This is a genomic window from Streptomyces sp. NPDC007901, assembly GCF_042959465.1.
GTDB lineage: Bacteria > Actinomycetota > Actinomycetes > Streptomycetales > Streptomycetaceae > Streptomyces.
This window is the reverse complement of the sequence record NZ_JBIBKW010000006.1, coordinates 423534-436797: the sequence shown is the minus strand read 5'-3', so window position 1 is coordinate 436797 and position 13264 is coordinate 423534. Positions and strand designations below refer to the sequence as shown.

The window sequence follows — 13264 nt, the reverse complement described above, 5'->3', positions numbered from 1 at the left end:
CTCCGCCGCGCGGGCGCGACCAGCCACAAACGGCCCGCAGCAGTCAGACGGCCTTCACACCCCTGTGCCGGGCCAACGAGACCTGACGGGCAACCCGAGGCCCCAGCACCGAGACGACAAGCAACACACCGGTCACCACAATTTGAGACTGCGCGGACACGTTCAGCAGACTCATCACGTTCTGCAGCGCCCCCAGCAGGAACACCCCCGCGATCGCCCCACCGAGCGTCCCCTTGCCCCCGTCGAAGTCGATCCCGCCGAGCAACACGGCCGCCACAACGCTCAGTTCGAGCCCCGTCGCATTGTCGTACCGCGCACTCGCGTAGTGCAGGGCCCAGAAGACTCCGGTCAGCGAAGCCATGAACCCCGTGGCGACGAACAGGATCAGTTTGTTGCGCTTGACGCGGATCCCCGCGAACCGCGCCGCCTCCTCGCTCGCCCCCACCGCGAACAGCGACCGCCCGAACGGCGTGGCGTGCAGCACCACCACGGCGATCGCCAGCAGCACCAGGAACGGCAGGAAGGCCCGCGGCAGAAACGTGTCGCCGAGCCGCCCGGCGGCGAAGTTCAGGTACTGCGCCGGGAAGTCGGTCACCGCGTCCGAGCCGAGCACGATCTGCGCGATGCCCCGGTAGGCCGCCAGTGTGCCGATGGTGACGGCGAGCGACGGCAGCCCCAGCCGGGTCACCAGCAGGCCGTTGACCAGCCCGCAGACGACCCCGAGGAGCAGGCACAGCGGGATGATCGTCTCGATGGCCATGCCCTCGTTCCAGAGCTTGCCCATGACCGCGCCCGAGAGGCCTGCGGTCGAGGCGACCGACAGGTCGATCTCCCCCGCGACGACCAGCAGGGTCATCGGCAGCGCGATCAACGCGATCGGAAGGGTGTTGCCGATGAGGAAGGACAGGTTGAGGGAGTTCCCGAAGCCGTCCACGGAGCCGAACGACACCAGCAGCAGGATCACCAGCAGGGCACCGACGACGGTGTCCCAGCGGACCGCACGGGTCAAGGACTCAGGCATGGTTCGCGTTCTCCTTGCTGACGGCAGTCCTCTTGAGGGCCGACTTCTTCTTCAGCGCGGCCGCCACCCGCAGCGCGACGATCCGGTCGACGGCGATGGCGAGCAGCAGCAGGAAGCCGTTGATGGCGAGGACCCACACGGAGCTGACCCCGAGGGCGGGCAGCACGCTGTTGACGGAGGTCAGCAGCAGCGCGCCCAGCGCGGCACCGTACACACTGCCGGAGCCGCCGGTGAAGACCACGCCGCCGACCACCACGGCGCTCACGACGGTGAGTTCGTAGCCGTTGCCGGTGCCCGAGTCGACGTTCCCGAACCGGGCGAGGTACATGGCCCCGGCGAGCCCCGCGAGGGCGCCGCAGAAGGTGTACGCGGTGAGGATCCGCTTGCGGACCGGGATGCCGGCCAGCCGGGCGGCCTCGGGGTTGGAGCCAAGCGCGTACAACTCCCGTCCGCTGCCGAAGTGTTTGAGGTAGTAGGCGGTGGCGACCAGGACCGCGAGGGCGATCAGTGCCAGCCAGGGGACGGCCGCCAGTCCGCCGGAGCCGAAGTCGACGAAGGAGCCGGGGAGATCGGCCGCCGTGATCTGCCGGGAGCCGACCCAGATGGAGTCGACGCCCCGGATGATGTACAGCGTGCCGAGGGTGACGACCAGCGCGGGCACCTGGCCGAGGCTGACCAGCAGGCCGTTGAGCAGCCCGCAGCCGATGCCGAGGAGGACGGCCAGCACGATCGCGACGACCGGGTTGCCGCCGCCGTGCAGATAGTCGCCGGCGGCGAAGGCGGTGATGCCGAGGGTGGAGCCGACGGACAGGTCGACGTTCCTGGTGATCACCACCAGGGACTGGCCGGTGGCGACCAGCACCAGGATGGTCGCGTTGAGCAGCAGGTCCTTGATGCCCTGCTCGGAGAGGAACTCGCTGTTGCCGGCCTGGGTGACGGCGATCATCACCAGGAAGACGACCAGGATGGCGAGTTCGCGCATCTTGAAGACGCGGTCGACGAGCCGGGTCCCGCTGGACTCGGGCACCTCGGCGACGGGGGTCGGTTCGGAGGTGGTCACCGTCATGCGGCGGCCCTCCCCGTGGCTGCGGCCATCACGGTTTCCTCGGTGGCGTCGGAGCGCGGGATCTCGGCGGTGATCCGGCCCTCGTGCATCACCAGCACGCGGTCGGCCATGCCGAGGATCTCGGGCAGGTCGGAGGAGATCATCAGGACCGCGACCCCGTCGGCGGCCAACTCACCGAGCAGGCGGTGCACTTCGGCCTTGGTGCCGACGTCGATGCCCCGGGTCGGCTCGTCGACGATCAGCACCTTCGGTCCGGTCGCCAGCCATTTGGCGAGGACGACCTTCTGCTGGTTGCCCCCGGAGAGGGTGGAGACGGCGTCGGCGATCCGGGCGTACTTCACCTGGAGCCGGACGGCCCAGTCGAGGGAGCGGCTGCGTTCGGCGCCCCGGTCGACGAGGCCGGCCTTCACGGTCGTACGCAGTCCGGTCAGGCCGATGTTCCGCTCGATGGACATGTCCATCACCAGGCCCTGCGCGCGCCGGTCCTCGGGGACGAGGGCGAGGCCCGCGTTCATCGCGACGGAGGGCGCGCCGTTGGTCAGCTTCCGTCCCCTGACCTCGACTTCGCCCGCGTCCCAGCGGTCGACGCCGAACACGGCCCGGGCGACCTCGGTGCGGCCGGCGCCGACCAGTCCGGCGAGGCCGACGATCTCGCCGGAGCGCACCTCGAAGGAGACGTCGGTGAAGACGCCCTCCCGGGTCAACCGCCGTACGCTCAGGGCGACTTCGCCGGGCCGCAGGTCCTGCTTGGGGTACAGCTCGTCGAGGTCCCGGCCGACCATCCGGCGTACCAGGTCGTCCTCGGTCATGCCGTCGACGAGCTCGCTGGCGATCCAGGCGCCGTCCCGGAGGGTGGTGACCCGCCGGCAGATCTGGAAGATCTCCTCCAGCCGGTGGGAGATGAACAGCACGGCGGCGCCCTGGTCGCGCAGGGTGCGCACGACGCCGAAGAGGCGGGCGACCTCGCTGCCGGTGAGGGCCGCCGTGGGCTCGTCCATGATCAGGACCCGGGCGTCGAAGGAGAGCGCCTTGGCGATCTCGACGATCTGCTGGTCGGCGATGGACAGGCCGCGGGCGGGGCGGTCGGGGTCGAGGGCGACGCCGAGCCGCTTCATCAGGGCGGCGGTGGCCGCATGGGTGGCCTTGTGGTCGATCCGGCCGAGGGCGCGCCGGGGCTGGCGGCCCATGAAGATGTTCTCGGCGATCGAGAGGTCGGGGAAGAGCGTGGGCTCCTGGTAGATCACGGCGATTCCGGCGTCGCGGGCGTCGCCGGGGCCGTGGAAGACGACGGGTTCGCCGTCGAGCAGCACCCGGCCGGCGTCCGGCCGGTGCACTCCGGCGAGGGTCTTGATCAGCGTCGACTTGCCCGCGCCGTTCTCCCCGGCGAGGGCGTGCACCTCGCCGGGGAACAGCTCCAGGGAGACGTCCCGCAGGGCGCGGACGGCTCCGAAGGACTTGGAGACGTCCTTCAGCGCCAGCACCGGGGCCGGTCCCGTGTCGGACGGGTGGGTCATGAGGGCTCCTCGACGACTCCGGCGAGACGGTACGCACCCGGCCCCACGGCGTCGTGAAAGGTTTCAACTGGATTGCCGGGACCGTAGGCACCACGGGCATGTCACGTCAATGGGTCCGTGTCGAAAAAATTTCGATAGCCGAAGGTCACGGCGGAGTCACGGAAAACGGGGTTGGTCGGAGTGCTTGACACCCCTGCGAGGTACTCATACTTTGCCGTTCTGAATCGTTTCATCATTCACCCCAGGAGCCCCTAAGTGACCGACCTCGCCGCGGTGAAGGCCGCGCTGAAGACCCAGGCCGTCGAGACGCCGTCGTGGGCGTACGGAAACTCGGGGACCCGTTTCAAGGTGTTCGCCCAGCAGGGCGTGCCGCGCACGCCGAAGGAGAAGCTCGACGACGCGGCGCAGGTCCACGCGGTGACCGGGGTCGCGCCGACGGTGGCGCTGCACATCCCCTGGGACAAGGTGGACGACTATGCGGACCTGGCCAAGCACGCCGAGGACCGCGGGCTGAAGCTGGGGGCGATCAACTCCAACACCTTCCAGGACGACGACTACAAGCTGGGCAGCATCTGCCACCCGGACGCGGCGGTGCGCCGCAAGGCCGTCGACCATCTCCTGGAGTGCGTCGACATCATGGACGCGACGGGGTCGGGCGACCTGAAGCTGTGGTTCGCGGACGGCACCAACTATCCCGGGCAGGACGACATCCGGGGGCGGCAGGACCGGCTGGCCGAGGGGCTGGCCGAGGTGTACGAGCGGCTGGGCGAGGGGCAGCGGATGCTGCTGGAGTACAAGCTCTTCGAGCCGTCCTTCTATACGACGGACGTGCCGGACTGGGGGACGGCCTACGCCCACTGTCTGAAGCTGGGGCCGAAGGCGCAGGTCGTGGTCGACACGGGCCACCACGCGCCGGGCACCAACATCGAGTTCATCGTCGCCACGCTGCTGCGGGAGGGGAAGCTCGGCGGGTTCGACTTCAACTCGCGGTTCTACGCGGACGACGACCTCATGGTCGGGGCCGCGGATCCGTTCCAGCTGTTCCGGATCATGTGCGAGGTGGTGCGCGGGGGCGGGTTCACCTCCGAGGTGGCCTTCATGCTCGACCAGTGCCACAACATCGAGGCGAAGATCCCGGCGATCATCCGGTCGGTGATGAACGTGCAGGAGGCGACGGCGAAGGCGTTGCTGGTGGACCGGGTGGCTCTGGGTGCGGCGCAGGTCGCGGGGGATGTGCTCGCCGCCAACGCCGTCTTGATGGATGCGTACGACACGGATGTGCGGCCGTTGCTGCGGGAGGTCAGGGCCGAGATGGGCTTGGAGGCCGACCCCATCGCGGCGTACCGCCGGTCGGGGTGGGCCGAGAAGATTGTCGCGGAGCGGGTCGGAGGGCAGCAGGCGGGGTGGGGGGCGTAAGCATCTGCCTTGATCTGTTTCGTCGCGGAGTGCGGGCCGGATGTGGCTGGTCGCGCCCGCGCGGCGGTAGCCGCATATGTAATGCAGCCCCGCGCCCCTGACGGGGCGCACCATTCCCCCGTACGTTCAAGAAGTCAAGGACCTTCATGACCACCCATCCCGAAGCCGCCGCCCTCCTCTCCCGTTCTCATCGGCTCGGTGCCGATCCTCGTCATACGAACTACGCCGGCGGAAACGCATCCGCCAAGGGCACCGCCACCGACCCCGTCACCGGGGGTGATGTCGAGCTGATGTGGGTGAAGGGGTCCGGTGGTGACCTGGGCACGCTCACCGAGGGCGGGCTCGCCGTGCTGCGGCTCGACCGGCTCCGTGCGCTCGCCGATGTCTACCCGGGGGTCGACCGGGAGGACGAGATGGTCGCCGCCTTCGACTTCTGCCTGCACGGCAAGGGCGGGGCGGCTCCGTCGATCGACACCGCGATGCACGGGCTGGTGGACGCGCCGCACGTCGATCATCTGCACCCGGACTCCGGGATCGCGCTGGCCTGTGCCGCGGACGGGGAGAAGCTGACCGCCGAGTGTTTCGGGGACAGCGTGGTGTGGGTGCCGTGGCGAAGGCCGGGGTTCCAGCTGGGGCTGGACATCGCGGCGGTCAAGGCCGCCAACCCGCAGGCCGTCGGGTGCGTCCTCGGCGGGCACGGGATCACCGCGTGGGGCGACAGCTCCGAGGAGTGCGAGCGGAACTCGCTGCACATCATCCGCGCCGCCGAGGCCTTTCTGGCCGAGCGGGGCAGGGCGGAGCCCTTCGGGCCCGTCGTCGAGGGGTACGGCGCGCTGCCGGAGGCCGAGCGGCGGGAGCGGGCGGCGGCGCTCGCGCCGTACGTCCGGGCGGTCGCCTCCCAGGACCGGGCGCAGGTCGGGCACTTCACCGACGCCGAGGTGGTACTGGACTTCCTGGCTCGGGCGGAGCATCCGCGGCTCGCCGCGCTGGGCACCTCCTGCCCGGATCACTTCCTGCGGACGAAGGTACGGCCGCTCGTCCTCGACCTGCCGCCGGCCGCGCCCCTCGACGAGGCGATCGCGCGGCTGAAGGAGCTGCACGCCGTGTACCGGGAGGAGTACGCCGCCTACTACGAGCGGCACGCCCTGCCCGACTCCCCCGCGATGCGCGGGGCCGACCCGGCGATCGTGCTGGTGCCCGGGGTCGGCATGTTCAGCTTCGGGAAGGACAAGCAGACCGCGCGGGTGGCCGGTGAGTTCTACGTCAACGCCATCAACGTGATGCGCGGGGCGGAGGCCGTGTCGACGTACGCGCCCATCGAGGAGTCGGAGAAGTTCCGGATCGAGTACTGGGCGCTGGAGGAGGCCAAGCTGCGGCGGATGCCGAAGCCGAAGGCCCTGGCGACCCGGGTGGCGCTGGTGACGGGGGCCGGCAGCGGGATCGGGAAGGCGATCGCGCGGCGGCTGGTGGCGGAGGGGGCCTGTGTGCTCGTCGCCGATCTGAACGCGGAGGGCGCGGCCGCGGTGGCCGAGGAGCTCGGCGGGCCGGACAGGGCCGTCGCGGTCGCCGTCGACGTGACGGACGAGGAGCAGATCGCCGCCGCCTTCCGGGCCGCCGCACTCGCCTTCGGCGGGGTCGACCTCGTCGTCAACAACGCGGGGATCTCCATCTCCAAGCCGCTGCTGGAGACGTCGGCGAAGGACTGGGACCTCCAGCACGACATCATGGCCCGAGGCTCGTTCCTGGTGTCACGGGAGGCGGCCCGGGTGATGATCGGGCAGGGGCTGGGCGGGGACATCGTCTACATCGCCTCGAAGAACGCGGTGTTCGCCGGGCCCAACAACATCGCCTACTCCGCCACCAAGGCGGACCAGGCTCATCAGGTGCGGCTGCTGGCCGCCGAGCTGGGTGAGCACGGCATTCGCGTCAACGGCGTCAACCCGGACGGTGTGGTGCGCGGGTCGGGGATCTTCGCCGGGGGGTGGGGTGCCCAGCGGGCCGCCGTGTACGGGGTGGAGGAGTCGAAGCTCGGCGAGTTCTACGCGCAGCGGACCATCCTCAAGCGCGAGGTGCTGCCCGAACATGTGGCGAACGCCGTGTTCGCGCTGACGGGCGGGGAGCTCACCCACACCACCGGGCTGCATGTCCCCGTCGACGCGGGTGTGGCGGCCGCGTTCCTGCGATGACCGCCGTCAGGTCCTGTGCCGCGGTCGACCTGGGCGCGTCCAGTGGGCGGGTCATGGTCGGCCGGGTGGGTCCGGACTCGCTGGAGCTGACCGAGGCGCACCGGTTCGTGAACCGGCCGGTGCGGGTGCCGGAAGGGCTGCGGTGGGACGTGCTCGCCCTGTACGCGGGGGTGTTGGAGGGGCTGCGGGCGGCCGGCCAGGTGGACTCCGTCGGGCTCGACAGCTGGGCCGTGGACTACGGGCTGCTGGACGCCGACGGGGCGCTGCTCGGCAACCCGGTGCACTACCGGGACGCCCGGACGGAGGGCGTCGCCGAGAAGGTGTGGGCGACCCTGCCTGCGGCGGAGCTGTACAGCCACACGGGGCTGCAGTACGCGCCCTTCAACACCCTGTACCAGCTGGCGGCGGCCCGTTCGAGTGCCCAGTTCGCGCGGGCCGAGCGGCTGCTGCTCATCCCCGACCTGCTGTCGTACTGGCTGACCGGCGAGCAGGGCACCGAGCTGACCAACGCCTCCACCACCCAGCTGATCGATCCCCGGACCCGCGACTGGTCCTACGAGGTCGCGGACCGGGTGGGCATCGACCTGGGGCTGTTCGCGCCGCTGCGGCGGCCCGGGGACCCGGCCGGGGTGCTGCGGCCGGAGGTCCTGGAGGAGACGGGGCTGACCGGGCCGGTGCCGGTGACCGCGGTCGGCTCGCACGACACCGCGTCGGCGGTCGCCGCCGTCCCGGCGACGGGCGAGCGGTTCGCCTACATCTGCACCGGCACCTGGTCGCTGGCCGGGCTCGAACTGGCCGCGCCCGTCCTGACCGAGGAGAGCCGGGCCGCCAACTTCACCAACGAGCTGGGGCTCGACGGCACGGTCCGCTATCTGCGCAACATCATGGGGCTGTGGCTGCTGCAGGAGTGCGTGCGGTCCTGGGGCGACCCGGATCTGGGCGGACTGCTGCGGGATGCGGCCACCGTGCCGGCGCTGCGGTCCGTGGTGGACGCGGGGGACGCCGGGTTCCTGGCGCCCGGGCGGATGCCGGAGCGGATCGCCGAGGCCTGCCGGGCGTCCGGGCAGCCGGTGCCACGGACGCCCGGCGAGACCACCCGGTGCATTCTCGACTCGCTGGCGCTGGCCCATCGGCGGGCGGTCGCCGAGGCGCAGCGGCTCGCCGACCATCCGGTGGACACGGTGTACGTGGTCGGCGGGGGCACCCGCAACGCGCTGCTGTGCCAGCTCACCGCCGACGCCTGCGGACTGCCGGTGGTGGCGGGTCCGACCGAGGCGGCGGCCCTCGGGAACGTGCTGGTCCAGGCCCGCGCCCAGGGTCTGGGCGGCGACCTCGCGGACCTGCGGCGGCTGCTCGTCCGCACCCAGCCGCTGACCCGGTACGCGCCGCGCGGCGACACCGCCCGCTGGGCTGCGGCCGAGGCCCGGCTCGCCGCGCGGTGAGCCGGTCTCCCCTTGTCCGCGTCGGCCTACTACTCTGCACTCATCCGATGATCGACCCCTAGGAGCCGCGATGCGTGTCGCTCTCTTCCTGACCTGCGTCAACGACACGCTCTATCCGGACACCGGCCGTGCCGTGGTGAAACTCCTGACCAGGCTGGGCGTCGAGGTCGATTTCCCGATGGCGCAGACCTGCTGCGGGCAGGCCCACTACAACACCGGCTACCGTCACGAGGCGGAGCCGCTGGCCCGGCATTTCTCCGATGTCTTCGGGGAGTACGAGGCGATCGTGACCCCGTCCGGGTCGTGCGGGGCGATGGTGCGGGAGCTGTATCCGAGGATGGGCGAGCGAGCCCGGGCGGAGGGGCGCGGGGGCGGGCTCGCGAGTGCGCTGGCGCCGGTGGTGCCGAAGACGTACGAGCTGACGGAGTTCCTGGTGGATGTGCTGGGGGTGACCGATGTCGGGGCCTATTATCCGCACCATGTGACATACCACCCGACCTGTCACGGGCTGCGGAGCCTCGGGCTCGGGGAGCGGCCGCGCCGGCTGCTCCAGGCCGTCAAGGGGCTGGAGTTGGTGGAGTTGCCGGGCGCGGAGGAGTGCTGTGGGTTCGGCGGCACGTTCGCGGTGAAGAACCCCGACGTCTCGGCGGCGATGGGCGCCGACAAGGTGCGCAACGCCGAGTCGACGGGCGCCGAGGTGCTCTGCGCGGCCGACAACTCCTGTCTGATGCACCTCGGCGGCACCATGACCCGGCTCGGCACCGCGATGCGGCCGGTGCACATCGCGGAGATCCTGGCGAGCACCGAGGAGGAGCCGGCCGTATGAGCGGAACGTATCTGGGGATGCCGGCCTTTCCGAAGGCCGCGCACGAGGCGGTCAACAATCCCACCCTGCGCGGGAACCTGCGCCATGCCACGCACACCATCCGGGCCAAGCGGGCCAAGGCGGTCGCCGAGGTGTCCGACTGGGCGGCGCTGCGCGAGGCGGGCAAGCGGATCAAGGACCACACGCTCCGTCATCTCGACCGGTATCTGGTCCGGTTGGAGGAGTCGGTGACGGCGGCCGGCGGCACGGTCCACTGGGCGGCGGACGCCGACGAGGCCAACCGGATCGTCGCCGACCTGGTCAAGGCGACCGGTGAGTCGGAGGTCGTCAAGGTCAAGTCGATGGCCACGCAGGAGATCGGGCTCAACGAGGCGCTGGAGGCCGAGGGTATCCGGGCCTACGAGACCGATCTCGCCGAGCTGATCGTGCAGTTGGGCCATGACCGGCCCTCGCACATCCTGGTCCCCGCGATCCATCGCAACCGGGGGGAGATCAGGGACATCTTCCGGCGTGAGATGGGCGAGTGGGGGCGCCCGGCGCCCGAGGGGCTGACCGACACACCCGCCGAACTCGCCGAGGCGGCCCGGCTCCATCTCCGGGAGAAGTTCCTGCGCGCCAAGGTCGGCATCTCCGGCGCCAACTTCATGGTCGCCGAGACCGGCACCCTGGTCGTCGTCGAGTCCGAGGGCAACGGGCGGATGTGCCTGACCCTCCCCGAGACGCTGATCTCGGTCGTGGGCATCGAGAAGATCGTGCCGTCCTGGCGGGACTTGGAGGTCTTCCTGCAGACACTCCCCCGCTCGTCGACGGCCGAGCGCATGAACCCGTACACCTCGATGTGGACCGGCACCACGGACGGCGACGGCCCCAGCACCTTCCACCTGGTCCTGCTCGACAACGGCCGCACCGACACCCTCGCCGACGAGGTCGGCCGCCAGGCCCTGCGCTGCATCCGCTGCTCGGCCTGTCTCAACGTCTGCCCGGTGTACGAGCGGGCGGGCGGCCACGCCTACGGCTCGGTCTACCCGGGCCCGATCGGTGCCATCCTCAGCCCCCAGCTCCGGGGCACGCAGAGCGAGATCGACGCCTCCCTGCCGTACGCCTCCTCCCTGTGCGGGGCCTGCTACGAGGTCTGTCCGGTCGCCATCGACATCCCCGAGGTGCTGGTGCACCTGCGCGAGCGGGTCGTCGAGGGCGGCGAGACGATCCGGGGCGGCAACAAGGTGGTGCTCAAGCCGGCCAAGGGGCACGCGGCCGAGCGGGCGGCGATGCGCGCGGCCCGCTGGGCGTTCTCCCACCCGGCGGCCCTGCGCACCGGCCAGCGGCTCGCCTCCCGCAGCCGCCGCCTGCACCCGAGGACGCTCCCCGGGCCGGGCCGGGCGTGGAGCGGCACACGGGACCTGCCGGCCGTACCGGCGGAGCCGTTCCGGGACTGGTGGCAGCGGACCGGCGGCGGAAGGAGCGGTGCGAAGTGAGCAGCAGGGAACGGATCCTGGGCCGGGTGCGGCGCGCGCTGGCCGACGTGCGGGACGAGGACCCGCCGGTCGAGCGGGCGTATCTGCGCGAGCACGGCGGGCGGAGCGTCGCGGAGACGGTGGAGCTGCTCGCCGAGAACCTGGCGGACTACCGGGCGGTCGTGCACCGCACCACCGAGGACGAACTCCCCCACGCCATCATGCGGTTGCTCGCCCAGCGCGGGTCGCAGCACGTGCTGGTGCCCCCGGGGCTGCCGCCGGAGTGGATGTCGGCCGCCGACGCCACCCGGGTCCACGACCGTGCCGAGAGCACACCCGACGAACTGGACACGGTGGAGAGTGTGGTCACCGGCTGTGCGGTGGCGATCGCCGAGACCGGGACCATCGTGCTGGACGGCGGCCCGGAGCAGGGCCGCCGCCGGATCACGCTGATCCCGGATCACCACATCTGCGTCGTACGGGTCCCCGACCAGGTCGTCTCCTCGGTGCCCCAGGCCCTCGAACGCCTCGACCCGACCCGGCCGTCGACCTGGATCTCCGGCCCTTCGGCCACCAGCGACATCGAGCTGGACCGGGTCGAGGGGGTGCACGGCCCGCGCACCCTGGAGGTGCTCCTCGTCAGCGGTGCTCAGCCGAGCGACGAGGTCACCTCGTAGGTGCCGGAGGGCAGTTCGTACGAGGCGATGCCGTCCGTGAAGCCCGGTACCGCACGCCCTGGATCCGGGAGAGCGGGGTGCGGCCCTCGCGGACGGTGCCGGGGTCGGTCGTGGGGATGCGCAGGGTCGCCGTGCTGTTGGCGGGGACCTGGGCCCGGGAGGCGAGTTGACGGCCCGTCACCTGCCATGCGCTGACGATCTCGCCGTACGGGGAGAGATGCGAGCCGGAGACCCGGGTGATTTTTCCGGTCGGGTCGAGGTGCGGTCGCAGCAGGAAGTGCTTGAAGCCGGGGTGGTCCGGGTCCCCGGCGATGCCGGCCATGGACGTGTACATCCACTCCATGATCGCGCCGTAGGAGTAGTGGTTGAAGGAGTTCATCTCGACCGGGCCGAAGCCGTCTGCCTTCGAGTAGGAGTTCCAGCGCTCCCAGACCGTGGTGGCTCCGTTCTTCACGGAGAACAGCCAGGACGGCATGGCGCCCTGGTGGAGGAGCCGGTAGGCGAGGTCGGCGTGGCCCTCGTCGGTGAGGACGGGGGCGAGGACGTTCACGCCGAGGAAGCCGACGGAGAGGGTGTTCTCGGCGGGCGTCGTAGGTCTGGCCGTCGTAGATGTCGTCGGCGCGGTGGGGGCCGGTGTCGGTGGCGCGCCCGGCCGCGCCGGGTTCGGTGACGACCGACTGGGTACTGCCGTCGGCGTAGCCGATCAGCAGCTTGGCCTTCAGGGCGAGGGCGTTGCCATCCGCTGCCTAGTAGGTGCTGCCGTCCGAGACCCGGCCGTTGTACCAGCCGTTGCCCAGCACGGCGGCCAGGGTGACCTGCCGCTCCCCCGCCACCAGGGCGGCGGTGACGTCGTAGGTCAGGTAGCTGATCCGGCTGTCGTAGTTCGTCCGGCCCGGGGCCGGCAACTCCGGTGTGCTGCCCTGGTCCTGGGGCACGGTGACCCGGTGCCCGTTGACGTGGGCCTCGTACACGCCGAGTGCCGAGATGTAGAGCCGGGCCTCGCGCACCGCGCGGCCGGTGAGGGTGGTCTGGCGGCGCAGCAGCGGGGCGCCGGCGCTGTTGGGCTGCTTGCCGGCCATGCCGATCCACTGGGCGCCGTCCCAGCCGATGACGCCGTCGGTGCTCAGCAGGCCGGTCTCGAAGCGGGCGGGGTGGGAGGTGGTGGCGCGGCCGTCCTCGTGCCAGACGGTCACGGTCCAGTCGTAGCGGGTGGAGGCGGTCAGGGCGGGGCCGTCGTAGCGCACGGCCACCGCGTCGGACGACGGCACCCGGCCGGTGTCCCAGACGCGTGCGCCGTGCCGGGTGACCCGGACGCGGTAGGCCGTCTGGCGGCGGCCGCGGACCGGGGAGGCGGTGCGCCAGCCGAAGCGCGGGCGCTCGGCGTCGACGCCGAGCGGGTCGGTGCGGTGCTCGACCGTCAGACCGGTCACCAGCGTGCCGGTTCCGGCGGGCGTGGCGGCGGACGCGATGCCGGCACCGCCCGCCATCACCAGCGGTACGGCTCCCAGCGCGGTGGTCAGCACGGTCCGGCGCCGGACCCCTTCGTGATCGTTCCGGTGTCCTCCGTCAGTCATGCCGTCATCCCTTCGGCCAGTCGGAGTTGAGGCGGAGTTGTATCGATTCAGATCGATCGACGGTTGAAGATAGTGGCGCCAGTGACAC

9 protein-coding genes and 1 pseudogene are annotated in these 13264 nt (G+C 71.2%); 6 read left to right on the top strand and 4 right to left on the bottom strand.

The window, feature by feature from the left end:
* Positions 1-43: 43 nt before the first annotated feature.
* From ACFZDK_RS22375 to ACFZDK_RS22365, 3 genes are read right to left on the bottom strand one after another with little or no spacing between them, the layout of a single operon-like run.
* The gene (locus ACFZDK_RS22375) at positions 44-1021 is read right to left on the bottom strand and encodes an ABC transporter permease (protein ID WP_390974855.1); all 978 of its coding nucleotides are present in this window, start codon (positions 1019-1021) and stop codon (positions 44-46) included.
* Complete coding sequence (locus ACFZDK_RS22370) at positions 1014-2087, bottom strand: ABC transporter permease (protein ID WP_390974853.1); 1074 nt, start codon at positions 2085-2087, stop codon at positions 1014-1016. The genes ACFZDK_RS22375 and ACFZDK_RS22370 overlap by 8 nt, the downstream gene beginning before the upstream one ends.
* Positions 2084-3601, bottom strand: a complete 1518-nt coding sequence (locus tag ACFZDK_RS22365) for an ATP-binding cassette domain-containing protein (protein ID WP_390974851.1) — start codon at positions 3599-3601, stop codon at positions 2084-2086. The genes ACFZDK_RS22370 and ACFZDK_RS22365 overlap by 4 nt, the downstream gene beginning before the upstream one ends.
* A 255-nt stretch (positions 3602-3856) precedes the next feature.
* Here ACFZDK_RS22365 and rhaI point away from each other — a divergent pair, with 255 nt between their 5' ends.
* The 6 genes from rhaI (at position 3857) to ACFZDK_RS22335 (ending at position 11602) form a co-directional block, all read left to right on the top strand.
* Entirely contained in the window at positions 3857-5017 is a 1161-nt protein-coding gene (gene rhaI / locus ACFZDK_RS22360; protein ID WP_390974849.1) for an L-rhamnose isomerase, read from the top strand.
* 146 nt (positions 5018-5163) lie between these two features.
* Positions 5164-7203 carry a bifunctional aldolase/short-chain dehydrogenase gene (locus tag ACFZDK_RS22355; RefSeq protein ID WP_390974848.1) on the top strand — a complete coding sequence of 680 codons (2040 nt, stop codon included), beginning with the start codon at positions 5164-5166 and terminating at the stop codon, positions 7201-7203.
* Entirely contained in the window at positions 7200-8645 is a 1446-nt protein-coding gene (locus tag ACFZDK_RS22350; RefSeq protein WP_390974847.1) for an FGGY-family carbohydrate kinase, read from the top strand. Before ACFZDK_RS22355 ends, ACFZDK_RS22350 begins: the two co-directional genes overlap by 4 nt.
* Before the next feature lie 70 nt (positions 8646-8715).
* A complete protein-coding gene (locus ACFZDK_RS22345; RefSeq protein WP_390974845.1) occupies positions 8716-9471 on the top strand; it encodes a heterodisulfide reductase-related iron-sulfur binding cluster in 756 nt (251 codons plus the stop codon).
* Positions 9468-10946 (top strand): LutB/LldF family L-lactate oxidation iron-sulfur protein, encoded by a 1479-nt coding sequence (locus ACFZDK_RS22340; protein ID WP_390974843.1) that lies wholly within the window; start codon positions 9468-9470, stop codon positions 10944-10946. The genes ACFZDK_RS22345 and ACFZDK_RS22340 overlap by 4 nt, the downstream gene beginning before the upstream one ends.
* Complete coding sequence (locus ACFZDK_RS22335; RefSeq protein WP_390974841.1) at positions 10943-11602, top strand: LUD domain-containing protein; 660 nt, start codon at positions 10943-10945, stop codon at positions 11600-11602. The genes ACFZDK_RS22340 and ACFZDK_RS22335 overlap by 4 nt, the downstream gene beginning before the upstream one ends.
* Here the strand turns inward: ACFZDK_RS22335 and ACFZDK_RS22330 are convergent.
* Positions 11575-13176, bottom strand: a pseudogene (locus ACFZDK_RS22330) (alpha-L-rhamnosidase N-terminal domain-containing protein). The gene ACFZDK_RS22335 and the pseudogene ACFZDK_RS22330 sit on opposite strands and share 28 nt — an antisense overlap.
* Positions 13177-13264 lie beyond the last annotated feature (88 nt).